At 70.6% G+C, this 23,276-nt stretch carries 21 protein-coding genes; 11 read left to right on the forward strand and 10 right to left on the reverse strand.

The features are described from left to right. The first annotated feature begins 24 nt into the window (after window positions 1-24). On the forward strand, window positions 25-345 hold the full coding sequence (locus tag ACF1ED_RS24140; RefSeq protein ID WP_391763707.1) for a DMT family transporter: 321 nt from the start codon (window positions 25-27) through the stop codon (window positions 343-345). Here the strand turns inward: ACF1ED_RS24140 and ACF1ED_RS24145 are convergent. Next, the gene (locus ACF1ED_RS24145; RefSeq protein WP_391763709.1) at window positions 342-2,525 is read right to left on the reverse strand and encodes a transglycosylase domain-containing protein; all 2,184 of its coding nucleotides are present in this window, start codon (window positions 2,523-2,525) and stop codon (window positions 342-344) included. The two genes, ACF1ED_RS24140 and ACF1ED_RS24145, sit on opposite strands and share 4 nt — an antisense overlap. Window positions 2,526-2,730: 205 nt before the next feature. Between ACF1ED_RS24145 and ACF1ED_RS24150 the strand changes: the two genes are divergently transcribed. The 4 genes from ACF1ED_RS24150 (at window position 2,731) to ACF1ED_RS24165 (ending at window position 6,679) form a co-directional block, all read left to right on the forward strand. Beyond that, window positions 2,731-3,534 carry an ABC transporter permease gene (locus ACF1ED_RS24150; RefSeq protein WP_391764044.1) on the forward strand — a complete coding sequence of 268 codons (804 nt, stop codon included), beginning with the start codon at window positions 2,731-2,733 and terminating at the stop codon, window positions 3,532-3,534. A gap of 70 nt (window positions 3,535-3,604) precedes the next feature. Further along, a complete protein-coding gene (locus ACF1ED_RS24155; protein ID WP_391764046.1) occupies window positions 3,605-4,387 on the forward strand; it encodes an ABC transporter permease in 783 nt (260 codons plus the stop codon). 9 nt (window positions 4,388-4,396) lie between these two features. Further along, window positions 4,397-5,395 (forward strand): ATP-binding cassette domain-containing protein, encoded by a 999-nt coding sequence (locus ACF1ED_RS24160; protein WP_391763711.1) that lies wholly within the window; start codon window positions 4,397-4,399, stop codon window positions 5,393-5,395. 15 nt (window positions 5,396-5,410) lie between these two features. Continuing rightward, window positions 5,411-6,679 carry a DUF445 domain-containing protein gene (locus ACF1ED_RS24165; protein ID WP_391763712.1) on the forward strand — a complete coding sequence of 423 codons (1,269 nt, stop codon included), beginning with the start codon at window positions 5,411-5,413 and terminating at the stop codon, window positions 6,677-6,679. Between the two features lie 136 nt (window positions 6,680-6,815). On the opposite strand, the gene ACF1ED_RS24170 is transcribed toward ACF1ED_RS24165, so the two are convergent. Continuing rightward, on the reverse strand, window positions 6,816-7,118 hold the full coding sequence (locus tag ACF1ED_RS24170; protein WP_391763714.1) for a hypothetical protein: 303 nt from the start codon (window positions 7,116-7,118) through the stop codon (window positions 6,816-6,818). Between the two features lie 370 nt (window positions 7,119-7,488). Continuing rightward, the gene (locus ACF1ED_RS24175; protein ID WP_391763716.1) at window positions 7,489-8,247 is read right to left on the reverse strand and encodes an HNH endonuclease; all 759 of its coding nucleotides are present in this window, start codon (window positions 8,245-8,247) and stop codon (window positions 7,489-7,491) included. Window positions 8,248-8,400: 153 nt separating this feature from the next. Here ACF1ED_RS24175 and ACF1ED_RS24180 point away from each other — a divergent pair, with 153 nt between their 5' ends. Then, window positions 8,401-9,597, forward strand: coding sequence for a DNA cytosine methyltransferase (locus tag ACF1ED_RS24180; protein WP_391763718.1), 1,197 nt, complete (start codon window positions 8,401-8,403; stop codon window positions 9,595-9,597). Here ACF1ED_RS24180 and ACF1ED_RS24185 read toward each other — a convergent pair whose 3' ends face one another. From ACF1ED_RS24185 to ACF1ED_RS24210, 6 genes are all read right to left on the reverse strand, one after another. After that, on the reverse strand, window positions 9,598-10,062 hold the full coding sequence (locus tag ACF1ED_RS24185) for a very short patch repair endonuclease (protein ID WP_391763720.1): 465 nt from the start codon (window positions 10,060-10,062) through the stop codon (window positions 9,598-9,600). It abuts the gene before it with no gap. Next, window positions 10,059-11,027 carry a NaeI family type II restriction endonuclease gene (locus ACF1ED_RS24190; RefSeq protein WP_391763722.1) on the reverse strand — a complete coding sequence of 323 codons (969 nt, stop codon included), beginning with the start codon at window positions 11,025-11,027 and terminating at the stop codon, window positions 10,059-10,061. The genes ACF1ED_RS24185 and ACF1ED_RS24190 overlap by 4 nt, the downstream gene beginning before the upstream one ends. Beyond that, complete coding sequence (locus ACF1ED_RS24195; protein ID WP_391763723.1) at window positions 11,028-12,002, reverse strand: NaeI family type II restriction endonuclease; 975 nt, start codon at window positions 12,000-12,002, stop codon at window positions 11,028-11,030. It abuts the gene before it with no gap. Window positions 12,003-12,064: 62 nt separating this feature from the next. Continuing rightward, a complete protein-coding gene (locus ACF1ED_RS24200; RefSeq protein ID WP_391763725.1) occupies window positions 12,065-15,001 on the reverse strand; it encodes a Z1 domain-containing protein in 2,937 nt (978 codons plus the stop codon). Then, window positions 14,998-16,560 (reverse strand): ATP-binding protein, encoded by a 1,563-nt coding sequence (locus ACF1ED_RS24205; RefSeq protein ID WP_391763727.1) that lies wholly within the window; start codon window positions 16,558-16,560, stop codon window positions 14,998-15,000. Before ACF1ED_RS24205 ends, ACF1ED_RS24200 begins: the two co-directional genes overlap by 4 nt. A gap of 106 nt (window positions 16,561-16,666) precedes the next feature. Next, the gene (locus tag ACF1ED_RS24210) at window positions 16,667-17,668 is read right to left on the reverse strand and encodes an SEC-C metal-binding domain-containing protein (RefSeq protein WP_391763729.1); all 1,002 of its coding nucleotides are present in this window, start codon (window positions 17,666-17,668) and stop codon (window positions 16,667-16,669) included. 62 nt (window positions 17,669-17,730) lie between these two features. Between ACF1ED_RS24210 and ACF1ED_RS24215 the strand changes: the two genes are divergently transcribed. Continuing rightward, window positions 17,731-18,555 carry a class E sortase gene (locus ACF1ED_RS24215; protein WP_391763731.1) on the forward strand — a complete coding sequence of 275 codons (825 nt, stop codon included), beginning with the start codon at window positions 17,731-17,733 and terminating at the stop codon, window positions 18,553-18,555. Here the strand turns inward: ACF1ED_RS24215 and ACF1ED_RS24220 are convergent. Further along, complete coding sequence (locus ACF1ED_RS24220; RefSeq protein WP_391763733.1) at window positions 18,527-20,005, reverse strand: MFS transporter; 1,479 nt, start codon at window positions 20,003-20,005, stop codon at window positions 18,527-18,529. The two genes, ACF1ED_RS24215 and ACF1ED_RS24220, sit on opposite strands and share 29 nt — an antisense overlap. A 205-nt stretch (window positions 20,006-20,210) precedes the next feature. Between ACF1ED_RS24220 and ACF1ED_RS24225 the strand changes: the two genes are divergently transcribed. The 4 genes from ACF1ED_RS24225 (at window position 20,211) to ACF1ED_RS24240 (ending at window position 23,111) form a co-directional block, all read left to right on the forward strand. Continuing rightward, window positions 20,211-20,741: a winged helix-turn-helix transcriptional regulator gene (locus ACF1ED_RS24225; RefSeq protein WP_391763735.1), complete on the forward strand. Its 531-nt coding sequence runs from the start codon at window positions 20,211-20,213 to the stop codon at window positions 20,739-20,741. A gap of 73 nt (window positions 20,742-20,814) precedes the next feature. Beyond that, window positions 20,815-21,120, forward strand: a complete 306-nt coding sequence (locus ACF1ED_RS24230) for a DUF6412 domain-containing protein (RefSeq protein WP_391763737.1) — start codon at window positions 20,815-20,817, stop codon at window positions 21,118-21,120. Between the two features lie 236 nt (window positions 21,121-21,356). Then, on the forward strand, window positions 21,357-22,103 hold the full coding sequence (locus ACF1ED_RS24235; RefSeq protein ID WP_391763739.1) for a YidC/Oxa1 family membrane protein insertase: 747 nt from the start codon (window positions 21,357-21,359) through the stop codon (window positions 22,101-22,103). Window positions 22,104-22,241: 138 nt separating this feature from the next. After that, a complete protein-coding gene (locus ACF1ED_RS24240; RefSeq protein WP_391763741.1) occupies window positions 22,242-23,111 on the forward strand; it encodes a fumarylacetoacetate hydrolase family protein in 870 nt (289 codons plus the stop codon). Window positions 23,112-23,276: the final 165 nt, after the last annotated feature.

Below are 23,276 nucleotides of genomic sequence, written 5' to 3' on the forward strand. Positions count from 1 at the left end.
CCGTCTCGCGGAGGTGTTCTCGTCATGGCCTGGGTCCTTCTCATCGTCGCCGGTCTGCTCGAAGTCGGCTGGTCGATCGGCATGAAGTACACCGAGGGCTTCACCCGTCTGTGGCCCAGCGTCTTCACCGGCGCCGGGATCGTCGCCTCGATGATGCTGCTGTCGCAGGCCGCGAAGACCCTCCCGATCGGTACCGCCTACGGCGTCTGGGTCGGCATCGGCGCGGCCGGTGCGGCGGTGCTCGGCATGGTGGTGCTGGGTGAGCCGGCGACCGCCGCCCGGATCTTCTTCGTGGTGCTGCTGCTGGTGGCCGTGGTGGGTCTGAAGGCGACCTCGGGGCACTAGCGGCCGGCGCGCCGGGGGTCCGGGCGCTTCGCGGGCCCCGGGCCCGCCTCGCCCGTCTCGTACCAGCCCTCCTCCCCGCCCCCGTCCCTGCCCCTGTCCCCGTCCCCTTCGTCCTCCGTGCCGTCCGGGGTCGGCGGCACCTCGGGGAGTTCGGCGCCCGGCATCAGGCGCAGGTCGAAGTCGCGTACGGGCGCGTCGCCCAGGGCCTCGCGGGTGAAGCGGGCCCAGATCTCGGCCGGGGGGCCGCCGCCGTTGACGCGGGGGAGGCCGAGGGCGCCGTACAGGGGCTGGTGGGCGCCGGACTCGGGGTCCTGGCCCATCAGGGCGACGACGGTCGCGAGTTCGGGGGTGTAGCCGGCGAACCAGGCCGCCTTGTCGTCCTCCGCCGTGCCGGTCTTGCCGGCCGCGGGGCGTCCGGCGGCCTGCGCGGCGGTGCCCGTACCGGTCTCGACGACGCCGCGCAGCACGGCGGTGGTGGTGTCGGCGGCCTCGCGGCCGACGGCCTGCCGGGGTTCGGCGGAGGGCAGCGGCAGCGGCTCCCCGTCGCGGGAGACGGCGGTGACGAGGGTGTGGTCGCCGCGCCGTCCGTGGGCGGCGAGGGTCGCGTAGGCCCGGGCCATGTCGAGGACGCTGGCGGTGGCGGGGCCGAGCGCGATGGAGGGGGAGGCGGTGAGGTCGGGGGTGGTGGCGGGCAGTCCGAGGGCGACGGCGGTGCGGCGCACGCGCGCGGGTCCGACGTCGACGGCCATCTGGGCGTAGACCGCGTTCACGGAGAGGTCGGTGGCGGCGCTGACGGGGATCTCGCCGTAGCTCTCGCCGTCCTCGTTGGCGGGGTCGTACGGGCTGCCGGGCCAGCCCTCGACGGGCCGCCGGTCGGTGCCGTCGTAGAGGGTGTACGGGGTGATCGGCTCGCCGTACTGGGTCTGGGCGCCGCTCTGCACGGCGGCGGTGAAGACGAAGGGCTTGAAGGTGGAGCCGACCTGGTAGTCGCGGCGGGTGGCGTTGTTGACGTACTGCTCGGTGTAGTCGACGCCGCCGTAGAGGGCGGCGACGCGGCCGGTGGCGGGTTCGACGGCGGCGGCTCCGGCCCGCACGTACCGGTCGGCGGGGTTCGCGGCCGGGTCGAGGCGGTGGGTGACGCGGTCCTCGACGGCGCGGACGAGCGCGGCCTGGCGGTCGGGGTCGAGGGTGGTGACGATCCGGAAGCCGCCGCCGGCGAGGGTCTTCTCGTCGACGATCCCGCGGCCGGTGAGGTACTCCTCGACGGCCTGCACGAGGTAGCCGCGCTGGCCGGAGAGGCCGGTGGCGGGGCGGGCGGTCTGGGGGTCGGGGAAGCTGAGGGCGGCGCGTTCGGAGGCGGTGAGCCAGCCTTCCTTGACCATGCCGTCGAGGACGTAGCCCCAGCGGGCGAGGACGGCGGGGCGGTTCTCGGGGCGGGTGGTGACGTCGTAGGCGCTGGGGGCCTTGAGGAGGGCGGCGAGGTAGGCGCCCTCGGCGGTGCCGAGGCGTTCGACGTCCTTGCCGTAGTAGGCGTGGGCGGCGGCCTGGATGCCGTAGGCGTTGCGGCCGAAGTAGCTGGTGTTGAGGTAGCCCTGGAGGATCTCGTCCTTGGTCTTCTCGCGTTCCAGCTTGATCGCGATGAAGAACTCCTTGGCCTTGCGGGTGAGGGTCTGCTCCTGGCCCAGGTAGTAGTTCTTGACGTACTGCTGGGTGATGGTGGAGCCGGACTGGCGGCCCTTGCCGGTGACGGTGTTCCAGGCGGCGCGGACCATCGCCTTGGGGTCGACGGCGCGGGAGGTGTGGAAGTCGCGGTCCTCGGCGGCGAGGACGGCCTGCCGGACGGTGAGCGGGATCCGGTCGAGGCGCACGTTCTCGCGGTTGACCTCGCCGTCGCGGGCGAGGACGGTGCCGTCGCGGTAGAGGTACAGGTTGGACTGGGCGACGGCGGTGGCGTTGGCGGCCGGGATGGACACCAGCAGGTATCCGGCCGTGAAGGCCCCGGCGAGGAGCAGTCCGCCGAGCAGGAACAGCCCGAGGACGGCGCGCAGCAGGCGGCGGGGGAGCGAGCGCCGGGGCCGGCCCGCGCGCGGTGCGGGGAGGGTGGGGTCCCTCGGTGCCCAGCCCGGGTCGTCCGGTGGTGGCGGCGCGGCGGGCGAGGCGGGGCGTACAGAAGGGGACATGGCACCACATAGTGCACATAAATCGGGCGAAACTCCCGAAGGTGGGGGGTGACTGACGGGAAAACCGCTCGCGGCGCGGTGCCGGGGACCACTAGGGTCGTGCGCTTCATCCCCCTTCCTCCCCTTCCCCCTCCCCCCTTCCTCCCTCCCTTCCTTCCCCCTTCCCTCTCTTCCTCCGTGCGCGCACCGAAAGGGCGGCTCCATGCTGCGGCTGTACGCGACCGTGGCCGCCGGCGGCTTCCGGCGGTACGCCACCTACCGGGTGGCCACGCTGGCGGGCCTCTTCACCAACACGGTCTTCGGATTCGTCTTCTCGTACACCTACATCGCGCTGTGGGCCGAACGCCCCCAGCTCGGCGGCTACTCCATGGCCGACGCCCTCGCCTACGTCTGGATCGGCCAGGCCCTCATCACCGTCTGCGGCATGATGGGCGGCGGCTTCGAGGACGAGCTGATCGAACGGATCAGGACCGGCGACATCGCCGTCGACCTCTACCGCCCCGCCGACCTCCAGGCCTGGTGGGGCGCGGCCAACGCGGGCCGGGCCGCCTACCAGCTGCTCGGCCGCGGCGCCGTCCCCCTCCTGATCGGCGCGCTCGCCTTCCGCTTCACCCTTCCGGCCGGTCCGGCCGGCTGGGCCGCCTTCCTGCTCGCGGTGGCCCTCGGCTCGTTCGTGTCGTTCGCGCTCTGGTACCTCGTCGCCATGAGCGCCTTCTGGCTGCTCGACGGCCAGGGCGTGGTGCAGGTGGCCTGGCTCGGCGGCCTCTTCTTCTCCGGGATGCTGCTCCCGCTGAACGTCTTCCCCGGCGCGCTCGGCGAGCTCGCCCGGGCGCTGCCGTGGGCCGCCCTGCTCCAGGTCCCGGCGGACGTCTACCTCGGCCGGTACGGCCAGGGCCCGGGCCTCCTCAGGGCGTACGGCTTCCAGCTCGGCTGGCTCGTGGTGCTGCTGGCGGCGGGGCGGGCGGCGCAGGCGGCCGCCACGCGGAAGGTGGTGGTGCAGGGTGGGTGAGCAGCCGTCCCGCGACCGGTTCCGGGAGGAGGTGCCGTCCCCGGCCGGCGACGCCCTCCGTGCGTACCGCATGGTCGCCGCCATGTGGATCCGCTCCACCATGACCTACCGCGCATCCTTCGCGCTGACCCTCCTCTCCTCCTTCTGCGTCACCTTCTTCGACTTCGTCGTCATCCTGCTGATGTTCGGGCAGGTCCAGGGCCTCGGCGGCTTCTCCTTCGCCGAGGTCGCCTTCCTGTACGGCACCACCGGCACCGCCTTCGGGATCGCCGACCTGACGCTGGGCTCGCTCCAGCGGATGGGGCGCCGGATCCGGGACGGCTCGCTCGACGTGTTCCTGCTGCGGCCGGTGCCGCTGCTCGCGCAGGTCGCGGCGGACAAGTTCGCGCTGCGCCGGCTCGGCCGGGTGCTCCAGGGGCTGATGGTGCTGGTGTGGAGCCTGGTGCTGCTGCGCGGCGAGGTGGCGTGGTCGTGGGCGAAGGTCCTGATGGTGCCGGGGATGGTGCTCTGCGGGGCGGTGATCTTCATGGCGGTGATGGTGCTGGGCGCGTCGGCGCTCTTCTGGCTCCAGGACGCGGCCGAGGTCACCAACTCGTTCACGTACGGCGGGAACACGCTGCTCCAGTACCCGCCGACGGTCTTCGCGCAGGACCTGGTGAAGGGCGTGGTCTTCGTGGTCCCGCTGGCCTTCGTGAACTGGCTGCCCGCCCTGTACGTCCTCGGGCGCCCCGCCCCGGCCGGGGTGCCGTCCTGGGCGGCCTTCGCCTCCCCGCTCGTCGCCCTGGCCTGCTGCGCGGTCGCGGGCCTGGCGTGGCGGGCGGGCGTCCGCTCGTACCGATCGACAGGAAGCTGAGGTCCCGTCATGGGAGTGCCGCTGATCGAACTCGACGGCCTGGAGAAGACCTTCACCGTCCGCCGGAAGGCGGGGTGGCTGAAGCGGGAGCGCCGGGAGGTCCGGGCCGTCGACGGCATCTCGTTCACCGTGGACCGGGGCGAGATGGTCGGCTACATCGGCCCCAACGGCGCCGGGAAGTCCACCACCATCAAGATGCTGACGGGCATCCTCACCCCCAGCGGCGGCCGCCTGCGAGTGGCAGGCATCGACCCGGCGCGCGAGCGGACCCGTCTCGCGCGCCGCATCGGCGTCGTCTTCGGCCAGCGGACCACCCTCTGGTGGGACCTGCCGCTGCGCGACTCGTACCGCCTCACCCACCGCATGTACCGGATCCCCGACGCGCGCTACCGCGAGAACCTGGACCGCTGCGTGGAGCTCCTGGAGCTGGGCGACCTCCTCGACGTGCCGGTCCGCCAGCTCTCCCTCGGCCAGCGGATGCGCGGCGACATCGCCGCCGCGCTCCTGCACGACCCGGAGGTGCTGTACCTGGACGAGCCGACGATCGGCCTCGACGTCGTCTCCAAGGCCCGGGTCCGCGCCTTCCTCCGCGAGCTGAACGCCGAACGCGGCACCACGGTCCTCCTCACCACCCACGACCTCACCGACATCGAACAGCTCTGCTCGCGGGTGATGGTCATCGACCACGGGCGGCTCGTGTACGACGGCGACCTCGCCGGCCTGCACGAGGCCGGCGACGGCGAGCGGATGCTCGTGGTGGACCTGGCGCGCGAGCTGCCGCCGATCGACTCCGTGCCCGGCGCCCGCTTCGTACGGGCGGACGGGCCGCGCCAGTACCTCGCCTTCCCGGCCTCCGCGTCGGCCGCGCCACTGGTGGCGGCGGTGGCCGGGGCGTACCCGCTGGTAGACCTCTCGGTGCGGGAACCGGACATCGAGTCCGTGATCGCGAAGATGTACGGGGGAGCGCCCGGGGGAACTCACGAGGAGCGCCGGGAGTCCCTGATGTAAGGAGGTCGGGACGGCATGGTGAGTTTCTCGTACACGGCTGCGGACGAGGAGAAGAGCAGGGGCGTCCGCCGCATGAAGGCCCTGGCGACGGCGCTGCTGGCCTTCGTGGCGGTGGTCTACGCGCTGGCGACCTGGGCGGAGAACTCCGGCGCGGGCGCCTGGGCCGGTTATGTGGCGGCGGCGGCCGAGGCCGGCATGGTCGGCGCGCTGGCGGACTGGTTCGCGGTGACGGCGCTCTTCCGCCACCCGCTGGGCCTGCGCATCCCGCACACGGCGATCATCCCCACCAAGAAGGACCAGCTGGGCGCCTCGCTCGGCTCCTTCGTCGGTGAGAACTTCCTCTCGGCCGACGTCGTACGGGGCCGGCTGCGGGCCCTGGGGGTGGCGAGGCGGCTCGGTGCCTGGCTGGCGGACCCGGCCCACGCGGACCGGGTCACGGAGGAGCTCTCGACGGCCCTGCGGGGCGCCCTCACCGTCCTGCGCGACGCCGACGTGCAGGCGGTGGTGGGCGAGGCGATCACCCGGCGGGCGGAGCAGGCGGAGATTGCCCCCGGCGTCGGCAAGACCCTGGAGCACATGGTGGCGGACGGTGCCCACCGTCGCGCCGTCGACCTGGTCTGCACCCGCGCCCACGACTGGCTCGTCACCCACGGCGACTCGGTCATGGACGCCGTCCAGGGCGGCGCCCCCGGCTGGACCCCCCGCTTCGTGGACCGCAAGGTCGGCGAGCGCGTCTACAAGGAGCTCCTCCGCTTCGTCACGGAGATGCGCGACATGCCCGGGCATCCCGCCCGCGGCGCCATCGACCGCTTCCTCACCGACTTCGCCGCCGACCTCCAGGCCGACACGGACACCCGCGCCCGCGTGGAGCGCCTCAAGTCGGACCTGCTGGCCCGCCCCGAGGTCCAGGACGTCATCGCCTCCGCCTGGTCCTCCGTCCGTACCCTGATCCTCGCGGCCGCCGAGGACGACCAGAGCCAGCTCCGCCTGCGCGCCCGTGCCTCCCTGATCTCCCTCGGCAAGCGCCTCGCCTCGGACACCCGCCTCCAGTCCAAGGTCGACACCTGGCTGGAATCGGCGACGACCCACCTGGTCACCACCTACCGCCCCGAGATCACCTCCCTGATCACGGACACGGTCGCCGGCTGGGACGCCGACCAGACCTCGAAGAAGATCGAGGCCAACATCGGCCGCGACCTCCAGTTCATCCGCATCAACGGCACGGTGGTGGGCGCCCTGGCCGGCCTCCTGATCTACACGACCAGCCACGCCCTGGGCGGCTGAACCGTCCGGTACGCGCCTCAGCCCCGCCCGTGGCTGCGGGGCCGAGCGGCCCGCTCCCGGGCGCACCCGCGAAGCCCGCGCGCACGGCTCCGGCGTGTCCGGGCCCGCTCGCGGGCGGCCACCCGAAACGGAAAGCTCAGCCCCGCTCGCGGGTCACGGCCCAGGAGACGGCCCCCATGGCCCCGGCCACGGAGAACACCGCCGGCCACGCCCCCACCTTCTTGGCCAGCGGATGCGACCCCCCGAACGCCGCCACATAAGCGGCCGACAACCCCACGGCCGCCTTCACCCCGCCCACCCGCCGCCACTCCCGAGCCGCCACCCCACCGGCCACGGCCAGCACCACCCCACCGAGCGGCCGCTTCTTCGTCCACCGAGCGACGGCATAACCGCCCACGAGCCCGGCGGCGGCGACGGCGGGGGAGGGGATGCGGGGCATGGTGGGGCCTTCTTCCGGTCGGAGGATGTTCGTCCTTCGATCGTACGAGGTTCAGCGAAGCGCCCCTTAGGAGGGCTTCTGGCGGAGGCCGCCCTCTCGCACTCGGAGGACGGGCCGGAATGGCTCGGGGGAGGCCTCTCCTGCCCGGCCGTCTGGGCGTGGTGCGGTGCGGTGATGGGTTAGTGGCTCAGGCTCAGCGTATGGCGGCCGTCTGCTGGCGGGGGATCAGGCCCCTCTAGTCACGGGGGGAGAGGCCTGTGACGAGCACACTCCCTCGACGAAGGCCCTCCAAGCGTCGGCATGTACGCGAGCACGGGGTCACGGGGACCGGCAAGGCTTGTGGTGCGAGCTGACGCTCGGGGCCTACGTCTTAGGAGATGCATGAAGCCTTGTGACCGGCCGCCAGGTGCATTTCCTCGCGAAGGGCATCCGGGGTGCGCCAGGACTGCCCCGCGTGGCTTCTGTGGCACATGCGGTGGCAGTTCGCGCAGAGCAGCGCGAGGTCTTCGAGGCGGGTCTTCCGGGGGCCGGAAATGTAGAGGGGTGTGACATGGTGTACCTCGACGTAGTCGGCTCCGAGAGGGCCGTACGTAAGGCCGAAGTCGAAGGAGCAGACCTCGCACCGGAGAGGCTGGCCCAGCTTCCGTACTTGCTGGATCTTCCTGCTTCGCAGGCCGCGGTCCCGTTCCCGGTGGAGGGCCCAGCGCCGCAGCAGACGGCCTTCGGGAGCCTCGGAGACTTCGGAGTCGTCAGTCTCGTCGGCTGGGGCGGGAATCAGGTGGAGCTCCCCGCTCGCTACGCCCTCTCGCATCGCGTGTGCTGCCGCCAGCATCTCGGAAGGGTGCTCAAGGAAGTCGGCGACGATTTTCCGGGTGGCGCGGCCGCCCTTGGTCATCGGACCGGCATGATGAGGGTGCGCTGTGGCGATGTCGGTGGTCTTGCGGCTGACGCTGTTCGGAGAGCGGAAGCGCTGGTCGACGGCAGCGTCCCCGTGTAGAGGGAGCGAGCGGAGCAGGTCGGAGAGTTCTAGGACCTGCGGGTCGCTCTGACGCAGTTCGCGCCAGTCATTCTCCGCGACGAGTGCGCATGCAAGCAGCAGTTCGTCCCTTACCCACGAGATTTGCGCCATGACGCTGATCGTACAAGTGTTCCCTTGTGTGGGGAGGGGCTGAAGCTGCTTCTTGATGCCGCACACTTAGAAGGCGCTGTCAGTGCGGTCTGTCACTCTCTGTGACATCTGGCGGACAAGGCGCCAGTGAAGTACGTGGTCGAAGGAGGGTGCATGACCGGCACTGAGGCGGAGTTCACTTCAATCGAGATCTGCGCTGGAGCGGGCGGGCAGGCGATCGGGCTGCACGCCGCCGGCTTCCGGCATCTGGCCCTCGTGGAGATCGACAAGCACGCGAGGGAAACGCTGCGGCGGAACATCGAAGCGCGGCCGGACTGGGCCTGGGAAAAGCAGTACTGTGACCTCAGTCACGAGGACGTCACGACGTTCGAGCCGTTGGAGAGCGTGAAGGCGTATGGCCGGCTGATCAAGCCCAAGGAAGTTGATCTGCTGGCTGGTGGTGTCCCCTGCCCGCCATTCTCCCACGCAGGCAAGCAGCTCGGCAGGGACGACGAGCGGGATCTCTTCCCCCGGATGCTTGAGCTTGTCGAGAAGCTCAAGCCCCGCGCGGTGATGATTGAGAACGTGCGCGGGATCCTGGACCCGAAGTTCTCTGACTACCGGGACTACATCAAGGCCAGCCTGGAGGGTGGCACGTACCGCGAGGCAGACGGCACACTCGTGACGCTTCCTAAGGAAGAAGCGGACTACACCGTCTGCCACTGGGGCCTTCTGGAGGCCAGCGACTTCGGTGTTCCGCAGCTCCGGCCCCGGGCGATTCTCGTTGCTATTCGTAAAGACGTCCTGGAGGACGTGAAGTACGAGTGGCCCACCCCGACGCACGAGAAGGCCGTCAGTGTCGCGAAGGCCCTCGAGAAGTCGATGGCTGCGCGGTTCGAGGCGTACTACGGCGGCCCGCATGACCGGAGGGCCCGCGCTGCCCACGCGAAGTGGCTGGACACGGCGTCCAGGCGCCATGAGGAGCTCACGGCGAAGGACGGGGCAGGCATCGCACCCACGCTCGTAGGCGGCTCCAAGAAGCACGGCGGAGCCGACCTCGGGCCCAGCAGGGCGAAGGCTGCCTGGAAGCTGCTGGGCGTCTCTGGTCTCGGGGTGGCCAACGACATCGAGACCGCCAAGAAGAAGGGCTCCGAGGAGAGGGATCTCCTCGGGCCTGACGGTCCGATGCTGACAGTCGAGCAAGCAGCCATCATTCAGGGCTTCCCGAAGGACTGGATCTTCGACGGTGGTAAAACGGCTCAGTACCGGCAGGTCGGAAACGCTTTCCCGCCGCCGGTGGCAGAGGCGGTAGGCCGTTCGATCATGGATGTCCTGACGGCTGCCCGGGAGCGGGACGCGCAGAAGTCCTGATCATGTCGTGCCCGTGCCTCGTGCACGGGCACGACGCTTTTCAACTTCGGCCGCAATGCGAACGGCGCAGTCCTCTGAAGGCTCATGTTCCCAGAACCTGAGAACCTTCCACCCCGCCTCTTTCAGCAGCTGATCCGTGTTCCGGTCCCGTGCGATGTTCCGGGCGACTTTTTCAGACCAGTAACCGGGGTTTGTTTTAGGTGGCACATAGTGCTCAGGGCATCCGTGCCAATAGCAGCCGTCAATGAAGACAGCCACCTTTACGGGCCGGAATACGATGTCCGCGGTCCGCCGAAGACCAGCTAGCGGTTTGGCGGCGACTCGGTACCTCAAGCCCTGTGCATGCAGAAGCCGCCGGACTCGCTGCTCGGGTTTTGTGTCACGGCTGCGGATGGCTTGCATGTTCCGGCGCCGGGCGGCAGATGAGGCCCACGAGCCAGCAGGTGGCGTCCATTCGTCGTTCATGAAGAGTCACTCGACCGGTCGGGGAGGTACGGCCCGGGCTGAGGGGGGTCGAATTCGTCTGCGAGTACCCATTCCTTGCCGTCCAGCTTAACCCGGGGGCGGCCCCCATGGTGTTCCGCCGCCTCCGCGACGCGGAAGGCGACGGCTTCTCCGTTGCGAGGCATCCTCGGGAGGGGTACCCCGAGCTGGGCGAGCACCTTGTGGTGGGTTTTCCAGTGAGTGGCGATCAGGATCCCCTCCGAGCGGAGGACCGTCCTTGACCGGCCCTTGCCTTCGCGCAGCCGGGCCATGCCGTCTCGCTGCTGTGCCACCGTGTCGATGGACTCGCCGTCGACAATACGGTTCTGGACCAGCCGGAAGAACCGGTTCACGCGCTCCTGGCCGGAGGCTCCTTCTCCGAAGATGTGCCGGACCTGTGACGCGGGCAGAGAGAGCAGCAAGCTTTTAGGGAACGCAGAAACTTCATGCAGCCACTGGATCCGCTTCTTGCCGGCGGCCGAAACGCTACGCTTTCCGTCCTTGTTGGTCGACCCTGTGAGGAACTCTGACCTTGCTCGAAGGATCCCTGCGCTGAAGTACTCTTTCTTCTCGTTCACCCGGACGAGAAGGCAGAGCTGGCCGACAGCTTCCGTGGGGATTTCCCAGGTCGCCTGGCTGGTGAACTTGCAGTCCACCTGGTGGCCGCGGATGAGGTAGTCCATTCCCTTCTTCGGGCCCTGCGGAATCTCAAACGCATCCTGGAGGACAATCTCGACCTTCGTGCCCAGGTACGTCTTCTCGGTCTTCCTGAGGGAATCGATAGAGAACCGGCCCGTCCGTCTTCCGTCCAGAACCTCGTCTACGGCGGTCCGGAGGGATTCTCTGAACCTGCTCTCGTGACCCCGCTGGACGGCGAACCAGTCCAGGACCTCCTGGAGGGCGGAGTCGGATGTCTCGCAGTACGCCACGTCAGACTGCTCGCCCATCTAATCCGCCTTAGCCGTGTGCGAGGGGAGGGGAGGGGCTGTCGTGACTTCATCGTCTGGCGCCGCGACCCTCCAGAGGGATCCTGAGATGAGCGCTTGCGGACCCGGTGCTCCCTCGGGCGCCCTTGCCAGGCGCGCGCTGACGAACTCGCCCTCCCGCGGTGCGGGCAGTCCGAGCTGGCCCGCGATCTCCTGGTGGGATCTGTAGTCCCCCATGATGATGATTCCCTCGTTCTGGAGGGAGGACCTGGATCCCCCGTTCCCTCGTACCCGCTTCATGTAGTCCTTCTGCCGCGCGACCGTACGTACGACGTTGCGGCCGATGCGCCGGTGCTGATAGCGGCGGAACAGCTCGTTGAGCCGTGCCTGGCCCGAACCAGCGCCGAAGACCGCTGTCCGGTCGGCCGGGTCCATGTGAAGCAGCGCGTTCACCGGAAGGTCCCCGTCGCGCCACAGCCACAGGATCTTGTTCCGGTGCTCTGCCTTGATGGTGAGCTTCTTGTCCCGGTTGTTTCCCGGGTTCAGCCACTGTTCGCCGATGCGCAGCAGGCCTGCGCTCCACTTGCTCTTGTAGTCGTCGGCCCATACCAGCAGACAGAGGTGTCCCAGAGCTTCTGGAGGGATCATCCAGCCGCCGAACTGCTGGGAGTACTTGCAGTCCACATCGATCCCGTCGATCCGGTAGTCCATCTCGATGCCGTCATCGAACTTGAACTCGCGCTGCAGGTTGATCTCGACGAGCGTTCCTGCATGGGTCTTCTCGGTCTTGAAGAGGGTCTTCCAGTCGTAGCGTCCGGTTACTTCTCCATTGAGCAGCTGGTCGATGGTGTCGCGGAGCACTGCGGCGAACCGCAGCCCCTCCGGGTCGAGCTTGAGCAGCCGCCGGTACACGGTGGCCAGCTCCGGATCCCCGTTCAGGAGTGTCTGAACGGGGATGCCGGATGCGGCGGACACATCCTGGAAGAAGGGGAGCATCAGTGCGTTCCTGTTCGGTCGGGCCAACGGCACCGAGGGATCTGGCCAGGCGATCAGCCGTCTTACTGCCCCGACCGCTTTGCCTGGTAGCGGAGCAGCCGGAGCGATGAGTCGTTCGCCGCGGTCGGAGGGATCACTGTGAAGGCGAGCATGACCCGCGAGGGATCCGCCACCCCGTGAGGTGCCGCGCTGCGGAGCCCGGCGTCGTCGCTGACCTCCACTGCGGCATAGAGCAGCACCACACCCCTGCGGCTTCCGAGAGCGTGAGGCCCTGGAGCCGCCGGGCCGGCCGCGTGGGCGTCGTCGATCAGGCGCTGGGCCCACCGGCGGTGCTCAAGGCCTGAGATTCGCCCGAAGGCGACCTTCCCCAGCTGGCGGTTACGCCGGACGAGCGAGGCCGGGCCGTGGCCTAGGATGCGGCCTTCCACGCGGCGGTTCGCCGTGGTCAGCGGGGCCACGAGCAGCCAGTCGTCGACCCGGGCCAGCGAACCGTCGAGCTGGGCAAGGTAGTTGAGGTGGGGAGTGAAGTGGTTGTCCCCCTCCCACTCCAGCTGGCGCAGCACACTGATCAGGTCCGCGTGCGGTACCACGGCCGTCGTCGCCTGGAAGGTCCGCGTGAGCGGACTGCCGCTGTCGGGCGGCAGAGCCAGGGTGACGGGATCCGCGTCGAAGACAGGCAGCAGGGGCCGCCAGCGCTCGGCGTTCCGGGCTGTCCGTACCGGGTCCCGCGGATAGGCAGCCGGCTCGATGGGCTTTCCGGGGGAACGGATCTCGACGAGCTCGGAATTGAACATCTTGTTACGCGCGGACGGCTTGATCAGCGCCAGGTGCTGTGAGACGAGGGGCAGCATCTGCTCCGGCGTCAGCTGGGGCTCGCCGTCGATCACCTCGGCGTACTGCGCGAGCTGGCTCCGGAACACCTCCTCGTCCTGGCAGATTGCCTCGAACGCCTCGTAGAGGTCGAGGGTCTTGTCCTTGCCGTAGGGTTCCTCGCGGCCGATGTACAGGCGTACCAGGTCGCGGTACCGGTCACGGAAACCGAACCACCGGCCCATCTGCATCAGGGTGTCCGCCTGCTGCGTCTTCCGCCGGTAGTACGTCACGGTGAGGCCCTCGACGGTGAACCCGCGCGAGAGCTTGGTGCCTCCGACGAGGATCTTCCACACGTTGGGGGTGCGGTCGAAGTCAAGGTCCGCTTGCTCGTAGTCGCGTTCCTTGTCACCGTTGACCACGATGACGGGGCTGCTCCCCGAGCTGATGAGCTGGCGCGCCCGGCTGATGTAGGGCCTGAGGACCTCATAGGACTCCGGGACTGGCGCGTTCTCCGCGCGGACGTCGCAGACCGGCTTGAAGTCCTCCTTGAACAGCCGTGCAAGCCGCTCGTGCGCAGCGCTGCTGCCGTACGACTCATTCCACATCGAGTTCAGACGCAGGGCCAGCGCGGTGTGGTCCGCCATGCGTACCGAGTCGTGGACCAGCATCGTGTGGTGGCGGAACTTGTTCTCGGCCGTGCCTTGACTGATGCGGTAGAGCTTGATCGCGCCTGAGAGCACGAAGGCGTCCAAGGCTTCGAGAAGCCTGTCGTCGGGGCCGTCGAAGACCCCTCGGACGTGCGCCTTCTCCTGGGAATTGGCGATCGTGCGGTCGCTGGCGGAGACCGCCGAGTCGAGGTCGTGGAAGTCCTGTACCCCCATGTAGCCCGCAGGGCGGGGCAGAGAGATGAGGAAGTCCCTCGGGAAGATGTCCGCGGCATCGTCCGGGTTGACGAACACGTTGGCGAAGGGCGTTGCCGTGTAGCCGACGTACTGAGCCCGCGGAAGCAGCTGGAGCAGCTGCGAGATCAGACCGTTGATGGCCGTACGGGACTCCTTGCCCTCGGTCTGCTTCGCCGGGCTGACCGTGTTCACCGAAGCCTGATCGGACTCGTCGTCGATGATCAGGACAGGGAGTTCGCCGAGGATGTTGCCCACCCTCTTGAGGTCCCTGACCAGGTTCGTGAGGACGGACTTGTTCTTCTTCACCACCATGACGCGGGCTGCCGAGGGGTGCAGGTTGACCGGGTCGTGCAGGGGGCGTGTGGGGTCTGTCTTCGGGATGTCCAGCGCGCTGATGCCCTGTGCCAGACCCCGGTAGTCGTCGTCGCGTGTCGTCAGACGCTCGATGTCGAAGGCTCCGCGGTCGGACGGGCGGCCGCTGTGGGAGACGAACTTGCCGGGCCAGTCCTCGTCGTCCTGGTAGTCGATGCCGATCAGGCTGTCGACGTCATCGGGACTGATGCCGCGCAGGATGTTCTCCCTGCCGATCAGCTCCATGTCCAGCCTGCGCTGGGTCTGGCCACGCAGCAGGTTCAGGGTGCCGCCGAGGATGATGACCAGCCGGTATCCGGCGTCCACGGCCTTGGCGATGACGCCGGTGAAGTTGGCGGTCTTGCCCGACTGGACGTAGCCGACCACCAGGCCCCGTGCGCTGTACGCCTCATCGCGGGTGGGGTCCGCCAGACGCTCCACCACGCTGTGCGAGGCCTGGTCGAGACTGGCGATAGCGGCCTCGCTCCAGCCCTTGCCGCGGAGAACGCCCTCGTAGGCCGACCAGTAGAAGGAACGGGCCGTGCCCTTCTCCTTGGTGTACCAGGGCTTGAAATCCCGGCTGAGGACGACCGGCCTGGCCGCGGAGACGAGGGGGACGGCGGTGTCGAGCGCCTTGCACAGCTCGTCATCGAACCCGAGCTTGGCGTATGTGTCGGCGCGTCTCCCCTCCGAGCCTGCCGGGGCAGACGACCAGGGCGCCGGATCGGCGGTGTCCCAGACTGTCAGCTTCTGCTTCCAGAGGGCGACGAACTCAGGCTGCCCCGCGAGGAGCAGGCCGCGGAACCCGTCCAGGTCCGCGTCCGAGGGGTCTTCCAGGTCGGACACCGCGAAGGCGATCTTGGCGAAGTCCTTCGGCCCGCGGTTCATCGCGCCCAGTGCGTCGAGATGCAGGTCGAGCAGGTCGTCGTTCACTGGGCGGCTGCCTCTCCACGGGTCATTTCGCACTGCGCAGCGGCCAGCAGGACGCTGTTCCACAGGGCCATCTCGTCGTCTCGCTGTGCGCTCGACCGTCCCATGCGGAAGTTCTTCTCCAGCATCAGGTAGAGCATGGCCTTGAGGACGGGGGCGTCGTTCGAGCCGGCGCGGCGGTCTGCATTGAACGCCTGCCGGAACTCCTTGTTCAGCCGGACGACGTGTTCCTCGCGGTCGATGTCGAAGAAGACGTCGGCCGGCAGGCTTTCCCAGCGGAACGTGATGGGTTCCTCGCCCTCCAGTGCGGGAAGCTCATCACGCAGCGTCCGCTTGAGCTTCGGGTCGACGCCCTTTCCCGGCGGGATGACTTCCTTGCGCTGGACCTCGGTGGACCGGCGCGCGGCGTCCCGGTAGGTCTGCTCTGCCTCGCTCAGGTACTGCGTGAACGTGCCGCCGTCAGCGTCCTCCGCCTTCTCCAGGCCTCGTGCGAACGCCGGAGTGACGTTGACCCCGTCCTTCTTCACGGTGAGGGAGAAGACACGGTTGGGCTGGGAAGGCAGATCGACGGCGATGCGGGCGAGGTTGTGATGGTTCTCGGCGCTGCGGGTCCCGTTCCACCCGCCTGCCTGCACCAGCCGGTCGTTCCGGTAGATGTAGAAGCCCTGGCGCTCAGCGAGGGGGCCGATACCCCGGTAGGCGACGAGCGGGGACTTGGGCGGCCAGACGTGGGCCGTCAGCTCAAGTGCCCCGACCCCTTCGACCGGTGCTGTGTACGTGCGCGGGAAACCTGCGCGTCCGGGGACGCGGTACCCGAACGGGTCGATCGGCTCCACGCCCCTGTGGTCGAGTTCTTCCCGGGTGCGGACATCCTCCACGACGATATCGATGTGGAAGCCGTCCCGGGCCAGGAAGCGGTGCAGATACAGGCCCAGGTGGGTTTCTAGCCGTTCGATCGTCTCGTTCAGGAACCGGTCGGTCTGGCCGGCCGTGATGGTCCCGAAAGCGCGGATGCCGTCCCAGCGGACGATCGTGCCGTGCCAGCCGATCACGCCGTCGTAGCGGTCGACGAGGTCCTGGCAGTACCGCGGGTCGACGATGTCGCAGGTGAAGTCATCCTGCGCATGGGCGGTCAGCCACCGGCGGCCCGTTGAAGGGCTGCGCTTGGTGCGGCTGATGACCGTAAGGGCGTCTGCGTGCGACAGCGAGGCGGCTTTCAGACCGGCCCCGAAGTGGCCCAGAGCCTCGTCCGAGTACTCCCGCTGTCCGCCCACGGTCATGGCAACATCGAGGGCCTCGTCGTGCATGCCACATCCGTCGTCGATCACCAGCAGGCTGACGAGCTGGTCGTCATCCCGGAGGAAACTCACGACGACGTTCTTCGCGCTGGCGTCGATCGAGTTGTCGATCAGGTCAGCGATGGCAGCCTCGAAGCCGTAGCCCTGGTGGGTCAGGGACTCCACGTAGCGGGGAGCAGGCGGAAGGCGCTTGCTTCCGCTGGTAGGCACGTCGAACTGCCAGTCAGAGACAGACTCGTAGGGCAAATCTTCTTCCTCATGCACAGGACTGACCTGGCAGAAGAAGCGGCCAGTCGGACAGCGATGCGACGCCTGTGACGTTACTCCAGCTGACTGATGCGGCGCGAGGAAGCCCTTGATGCGGACAGAGTCACTCCGCCCCGTGGCACTCCCCGTACGTCCTCTCCGAGCCGCACCAGCACGCGTGCGTGCGGAGTGGGGGCCAGGGGGTGGCTCGGGAGCGGGCGGCGAGGGTGGTGGCGTATTGGGGGAGGAGGGCCGCTTGGGAGGGGTGGGTGGATTCTGAGGCGGCGAAGGCTTCGTAGGAGGGGACGGTGGCTCGGACGATGCCGAGGTTGGGGGTGCCGGCTGCCGCGAGTTCCCGGAGGGAGGCTTCGAGGTCCGTCAGGTGGGCGCGGTAGGTGGGGTACTCCGTTTCCAGTTCCGGGTAGGCCGCGAGGAGTTCCGTCAGCTCCGGTTCCGGCCAGTGGAGGACCGCCACCGGGAAGGGGCGGGAGAGGGCCGTGCGGTAGGTGCCCAGTTCGGAGCGGAGGCGGGCGATCTCGGCCTGGAGTTCCGCCGGGTCCGAGGAGCCCAGGGACCAGAGGCGCTTCGGGTCGTGGAGTTCGTCCAGGGGGACCTTGCCCTGGTGGAGGGCGTCCGCCCGGGCGTCCCAGTCGTCGTGGGGCCGGGCCAGCATGCGGCGGACGCGGTGGCGGGTGGCGAGGAGGGAGCGGGTGGGGTGGGGGAGTTCCGCGGTGCCCGGGGGGACGAGGAGCGTCGCCGCCTCCGTGAGGGTCTGCTCCGCCGCTTCCAGCTCGTCGTGGGCCTCCAGCGTCTCCGCCGCGATCTCCCACGGGGGAGCCTCCGAGGGGCGTGAGCGGCGTACGCCCTCGATGATGGCCCTCGCCTCGGCCTCGTGCCCGTACTCCCACAGGTTCGACGCCTTCAGGGCGCGGATCAGGTGGGGGTCGGCCGGGGTGCCGGCCAGGAGGTCGTCGTAGAGGGCCGTCGCGCCCGGACGGTCGTCCGCCAGTTCCAGGTGGGCGGCGGCCCGGAGCAGCAGCGGTTCCCGGTCGCCGGGGTACTGCTTGGCGGTGCGCAGCAGGCGCTCGGCTTCGGCGGTGTGTGCGGCAGGCGTGTCGGGGCGCATGCCTTCACCGTACTGCTGTACGGCCCTGGAGAGTTGGCGCCGCAACGCCTATCGTGCCGGGCGTGCGAGACAGGGGACGCGGGGGACGGGAGCGGGTGCCGGTCGTCGTCCAGGCGCGGTCGGGACGCCGTGGGCTCGCCCGCGTGCTCTGGGTCGGCGCCGAGACCGTCGTCACCTGCGGTGTTCTCATTCTGCTGCTCGTCGTGCACCAGCTGTGGTGGACCAACCAGCAGGCCCGTGCCGAGGCCGGTGAGCAGGTGGCCGTGCTGGAGCGGGAGTGGGGGATCTCTCCTCCAGGGGGAGGGGGGTCCTCCGGGGGCGGGGCCGGGACGGTCCCGTCCGCGTCGCCCCCGCCCTCGCCGTCCGCCGCCGGGCCGTCGGCCGTACCGCCCGCCCGTCCGCCCTCCGGCGGGGCGAAGCCGTCCCCCGCGCCCGGCCGCACGGCCTCCGGCGAGGCGTTCGCCGTGTTGCGGATCCCGCGGATCGGGCTGACCGTGCCCGTCGCCCGGGGGATCTCCAAGGGCAAGGTGCTCGACAAGGGGTACGTGGGGCACTATCCCGGCACCGCCTCGCCCGGGCGGCCCGGGAACGTCGCGCTCGCCGGGCACCGGAACACGCACGGCGAGCCGTTCCGGTACGTCAACCGGCTGCGGAAGGGCGACGAGATCACGCTGCGGACGCGGGAGGGGACGTACACCTATCTCGTCGACCAGGTCCTGCCGGTGACCTCGCCCCGCGACACCGGCGTCATCCAGCCGGTGCCGCGGTCGATCGTCAAGCCGTCGTACGGGTACTCCAGGGCCGGCTCCTACCTCACCCTCACCACCTGCACGCCCGAGTTCACCTCCCGCTACCGGCTCATCGTCTGGGCGACCCTGCGACGGTGAGGGCGGCGCCGGCCAGGGCCAGGGCCGCCGAGGCCACCAGGGCCGTGTCCGGGGCCGTCGCCGACAGGGCGAGCATCAGCGACACGCCGGCCGCCGAGCCGATGTAGCGGGCGGTGTTGTTCGCGCCCGAGCCCATCGCCGCGCGTTCCGGCGGGACGGAGTCGACGGCGAGGCGGGGGAGCGCGGCGTTCAGGAGGCCGCTGCCCGCGCCCGCCACCACCAGGCCGGCGACCAGCCGCGGCCAGGGGAGGGCGGGGGTGTCCGCGGTGCCGAGGAGGACGAGGACGCCCGCCGCCGACAGGACGAAGCCCAGGGCCAGTTGGTGCGGGGCCGAGAGCCGGCCCGCGAGCCGGCGGGCCTGGAGCGCGACCACGAACGCCGTGCCCGACCACAGGACGAAGAGGCCCGCCGCCGCCAGCGCCGACAGGCCCGCCCCCCGCTGGAGCAGCGCCGGCAGCACGCTGAACAGACCGATCACCGCCAGGCCCGTGAACAGCGCCCCCACCGTCGACACCCGGAAGGCCGGCCTCCGTAGCAGCCCCGGGTCGATCATCGGGGCCGCCACCCGGCGCTCCACCAGCAGGAACAGCGCCACGAGCGCCACCGACGCCAGGAGCAGCAGGCCGGGCGCGGGCCGCAGCCAGCCGTCCCGGCCCAGGGTGAGGGCCGTCAGCAGCGCGGCCGGCGCCAGCGCCAGGATCGTCGCGCCCGCCAGGTCCGGACGGCCGCCGCCGCCCGGAGGACGTACCACCGGAGGACGTACCGCCGGAGGCTTCGCGAGGGTACGGGCCCCGAGTGCCGCCGTCACCAGCGCCACCGCGCCCAGCGCCGCGTACGCCGAGCGCCAGTCCACCAGGGCGAGCGCCCCGGCGAGCAGCGGGCCGAGCGCGATCCCGCCGCTCACCGCCGCGCCCCAGACGCCGGTGGCCCGGATCCGGTCGCGGCCGGAGGGGTACGCGTCGGCGAGCAGGCCCAGGCTTCCGGCGAGGATCGCCGCGCTCGCCGCGCCCTGCGCGATCCGCGCCGCGGTGAAGAGCGCCGTCGAGCCCGCGAAGGCGCCGAGCGCCGTCGTCACGCCCAGCGCCAGCGTGCCGAGGAGGAAGATCCGCCGCCGGCCGTGCGCGTCGGCCAGCGCGCCCGCGACCAGGAGCAGGGCGGCGAGGCCGAGCGGGGTGCCGTTGAGCAGCCACGCCTGCGCCGAGGGCGGCGTCCCGAAGGACGCCGCCATCTCCGGGAGGGTCGCCATCGGTGCCGTGTAGTTCATGAGGGCGACGGCGGTGGCGAGGGCGGTGACGGCGAGCGTGGCGCGACCGGGGGCGTCGGCGGGGATGGTGGCTGGGGTGGGGACGTCGGGTGGGGTGGTGGCGTCGGGGGTGGGGACGTCGGTCGGGGTGGTGGGGTCGGGGGTGGGGGGGTCGGCTGGGGTGGGGGAGTGGGCTGCTGTACGCATGGGGCCTCCGCCCGGGTGTGGGGCACGACAGTCGGTCGGGTCGGTGCGCGGTGCGGTCGGTCTGTGCGGTCTGTGCGGTCTGTGCGGTTTATGCGGCCGGTCGGTCAGGCGGGTGACTCGACCGATGCAGTCGGTTCGTTGATTGAACCCAGACCTTACCCCTATCGGTTCGTTCAATGAACCCTCTTTCGGTACGCTGGTTCCCATGGCCCTCGGCAAGGACTACGCCCAGCAGCAGTGCTCCATCGCCCGCGCCCTGGAGATCGTCGGCGAGCGCTGGACCCTGCTCCTCGTGCGCGACGCCTTCTATGGCGTCCGGCGCTACAGCGACTTCCTCGCCCACCTCGGCGCCCCCCGCGCGGTCCTCGCCGCCCGGCTCCAGGCCCTCGTCGACGCGGGCGTCCTCGACCGGCGGCGCTACCAGGACTCCCCGCCCCGCGACGAGTACGTCCTCACCGACCGCGGCCTCGCCCTCTGGCCCGTCCTGTGGGCCCTCGGTGCCTGGGGGCGGGCCGAGGTGCCCGGCACCCTGCCCCTGCGCCACTTCCACCACGCCGGCTGCGGCACGGAGCTGGGCCCCTCTGGCGCGTGCCCCGCCTGCCACGTCCCCGTGGCGCCCGCCGACGTCGAGATGCGGCCCGGCCACGGGCTCGACCCCGACCCCGCCGAGCCCGTCGCCCGGGCGCTCCTCGCGCCGCGCCGGCTGCTCACGCCGCTGGACCCGACGGCTCTCTGAAACGCCGGGAACTCCCTCGTACGGCCGTTCGTCCTACCCGACGGACAGTGAAGTACGGGGAAGGGGGGGTGCGGTGAGCGGGAGTCCGGTCCTGCGGCGCGTCGCGCCCCTCGTTCTGCTCCCGGTGCTCCTCCTGGTGGCCTTCGCGGGGCTCGCGCTCGCGGACGGCTCCGTCGGCGGGGCCGTCGTCCTCGCCGTCTCCGCCGTGGCCTGCGGCTTCTTCGGGGCCCGTACGGCTCCGACCGTGCCGTCGACGCGCGTACGCACCGCGCTGCGCGACCGGGCCCGCCGTACGGCCTTCCTCCCGCAGCGCGATCCCGACGCCGCCGGCCGGAGCCGGCCCCGGGCGCCCGGGCGTTCCCTCCCGACGACCGCGTAGGCGTTCCCGCACCCGCACCGCCGTGGCACCCGCAGCGCCGTACCGCCGCGTCACGCGCGGCGCCGCACCGCTGCGTCCCTGACCCGCCACAGCGGCCCGCCGCCGGGTCACCGCACCCCGCGGCCCGCCGCCGGGTCACCGCACCCCGCGGCCCGCCCCGCGAGACGCCTTCGCGCGGTCCGTCATGCCGAGACGCACCATCCCATCCCCGGCACGACGAACCCCGGAGGGTTCCCATGTCCGTCTTTCCGTCCCCGCTTCTCGACGCCTTCTCCGCGCTCGTCGACCGGCTCGCCGGGCTGCTCCAGCCGCTCGCCGCCGACTCCTCGGCCGCCCTCGCCGTCGTCCTCTTCACCGTGCTCGTCCGGATCGCCGTCCACCCCCTCTCCCGCGCCGCCGTGCGGGGGCAGCAGGCCCGGGTGCGGCTCGCGCCCCGGATCGCCGAGCTCCAGGAGAAGCACAAGCGCCGGCCGGAGCGCCTCCAGCGGGCGATCCTTGACCTGCACGCCCAGGAGAAGGTCTCGCCGTTCGCGGGGATCCTGCCGAGCCTGCTCCAGGTGCCCGCGTTCCTCCTCCTGTACTCGCTCTTCTCCTCCGGCGACCGGACGGGCGGGCACCGGCTGTTCGCCGCGCCCCTCGACGGCCGCTGGTCCGGGGCCCTCGGCGACGGCGGTCCCTTCGGTCCGGCCGGGCTCGTCTACCTCGCCCTCTTCGCCGTGGCCGTCGCCGTCGCCGCGTACCAGTACCTCAGGACCCGCCGGGAGACGGCACAGGCGGCGGCCTCCGGGCGGGCGCGGGCCGGAGGGGACGCGGCGGCGCTGGGCCGGTTCCTGCCGCTGCTCTCCTTCGGGACCGTCGTGACCGTCGCCGTCGTGCCGCTCGCCGTCGCCCTCTACCTCGTCACCAGCACCACCTGGGCCGTCGTCGAGCGGGCGCTGCTCATGCGGCGGCCGCTCCCTCCGCGCGTTCCTACTCGCGCGTAAGGGTCCGCTGGCTGAACGGGGTCTTGCGGGCTGAACGGGAGTCTTGGAGGATCGGACGATCCTCCGATGGCCGCACTCCATCGGCCGGGGCACCACAGGGCCTCCCTCCGGGCCCACCTCGACCACAGGGAGAAGACCATGAAGCTGCTGCGAGTCGGCCCGCCGGGCGCCGAGCGTCCCGCCCTCCTCGACGCGGACGGCACCCTCCGTGACCTGTCCTCCTTCACCGACGACGTCGACGGCGGCCTGCTCTCCGACACCGCCGCGCTCGATCGGATCCGCGCCGCCGCCGAGGCCGGAGTGCTGCCCGCGTACGGCGGCTCCGGCGACTCCACCGGGCTGCGCGTCGGCCCGCCGGTCGGCCGGATCGGCAAGGTCGTGTGCATCGGGCTGAACTACCACGGCCACGCCGCCGAGACCGGCCAGGCCACCCCGGCCGAGCCGGTCGTCTTCCTCAAGGCCGCCGACACCGTCGTCGGCCCGGACGACACCGTGCTCGTGCCGCGCGGCTCGGTGAAGACCGACTGGGAGGTCGAGCTGGCGATCGTCATCGGCCGGACCGCCCGCTACCTGGAGACCGACGAGGAGGCCCTGGCGCACGTCGCCGGGTACGCGCTCGCGCACGACGTCTCCGAGCGCGAGTTCCAGATCGAGCGCGGCGGCACCTGGGACAAGGGCAAGAACTGCGAGACCTTCAACCCGCTCGGGCCCTGGCTGGTCACCGCCGACGAGGTGCCCGACCCCCAGGACCTCACGCTGCGCCTTTGGGTCAACGGCGAGCTCAAGCAGGACGGGCACACCTCCGACCAGATCTTCCCGGTCGCCGAGGTCGTGCGGTACGTGAGCCGGTTCATGACGCTCTACCCGGGCGACGTCATCAACACCGGTACGCCCGCCGGCGTCGCCATGGGGCAGCCGGAGCCCAAGCCCTACCTCCGCCCCGGCGACGTCGTCGAGCTGGAGATCGAGGGCCTGGGACGCCAGCGCCAGGAGCTCAAGAGCGCCTGACCCGCCGACTCGTCGAGCCGTCGGCTCGCTGACCCGTCACGGGTTCACCGCTGTACCACTTCACTGCTGTACCGCTTCACCGCTTCACCGCTTCGCCCCGCTCCGAGGGCGTCGATTCTGGCGGCACCCCGCGTGGGGTGCCGCCATTTTCGTAGCTTTTTCTGC

The sequence above is a fragment of the Streptomyces sp. NPDC014656 genome, assembly GCF_043084305.1.
In the GTDB taxonomy this organism is placed as follows: domain Bacteria; phylum Actinomycetota; class Actinomycetes; order Streptomycetales; family Streptomycetaceae; genus Streptomyces.

What these genes read in the sequence shown, in the direction of transcription:
- ACF1ED_RS24140 (WP_391763707.1), top strand. Translation starts at nt 25, where the DNA reads ATGGCCTGGGTCCTTCTCATCGTCGCCGGTCTGCTCGAAGTCGGCTGG.
- ACF1ED_RS24145 (WP_391763709.1), bottom strand. Translation starts at nt 2,525, where the DNA reads ATGTCCCCTTCTGTACGCCCCGCCTCGCCCGCCGCGCCGCCACCACCG.
- ACF1ED_RS24155 (WP_391764046.1), top strand. Translation starts at nt 3,605, where the DNA reads ATGGTCGCCGCCATGTGGATCCGCTCCACCATGACCTACCGCGCATCC.
- ACF1ED_RS24160 (WP_391763711.1), top strand. Translation starts at nt 4,397, where the DNA reads ATGGGAGTGCCGCTGATCGAACTCGACGGCCTGGAGAAGACCTTCACC.
- ACF1ED_RS24165 (WP_391763712.1), top strand. Translation starts at nt 5,411, where the DNA reads ATGGTGAGTTTCTCGTACACGGCTGCGGACGAGGAGAAGAGCAGGGGC.
- ACF1ED_RS24170 (WP_391763714.1), bottom strand. Translation starts at nt 7,118, where the DNA reads ATGCCCCGCATCCCCTCCCCCGCCGTCGCCGCCGCCGGGCTCGTGGGC.
- ACF1ED_RS24175 (WP_391763716.1), bottom strand. Translation starts at nt 8,247, where the DNA reads ATGGCGCAAATCTCGTGGGTAAGGGACGAACTGCTGCTTGCATGCGCA.
- ACF1ED_RS24180 (WP_391763718.1), top strand. Translation starts at nt 8,401, where the DNA reads ATGACCGGCACTGAGGCGGAGTTCACTTCAATCGAGATCTGCGCTGGA.
- ACF1ED_RS24185 (WP_391763720.1), bottom strand. Translation starts at nt 10,062, where the DNA reads ATGAACGACGAATGGACGCCACCTGCTGGCTCGTGGGCCTCATCTGCC.
- ACF1ED_RS24190 (WP_391763722.1), bottom strand. Translation starts at nt 11,027, where the DNA reads ATGGGCGAGCAGTCTGACGTGGCGTACTGCGAGACATCCGACTCCGCC.
- ACF1ED_RS24195 (WP_391763723.1), bottom strand. Translation starts at nt 12,002, where the DNA reads ATGCTCCCCTTCTTCCAGGATGTGTCCGCCGCATCCGGCATCCCCGTT.
- ACF1ED_RS24210 (WP_391763729.1), bottom strand. Translation starts at nt 17,668, where the DNA reads ATGCGCCCCGACACGCCTGCCGCACACACCGCCGAAGCCGAGCGCCTG.
- ACF1ED_RS24220 (WP_391763733.1), bottom strand. Translation starts at nt 20,005, where the DNA reads ATGCGTACAGCAGCCCACTCCCCCACCCCAGCCGACCCCCCCACCCCC.
- ACF1ED_RS24225 (WP_391763735.1), top strand. Translation starts at nt 20,211, where the DNA reads ATGGCCCTCGGCAAGGACTACGCCCAGCAGCAGTGCTCCATCGCCCGC.
- ACF1ED_RS24235 (WP_391763739.1), top strand. Translation starts at nt 21,357, where the DNA reads ATGTCCGTCTTTCCGTCCCCGCTTCTCGACGCCTTCTCCGCGCTCGTC.
- ACF1ED_RS24240 (WP_391763741.1), top strand. Translation starts at nt 22,242, where the DNA reads ATGAAGCTGCTGCGAGTCGGCCCGCCGGGCGCCGAGCGTCCCGCCCTC.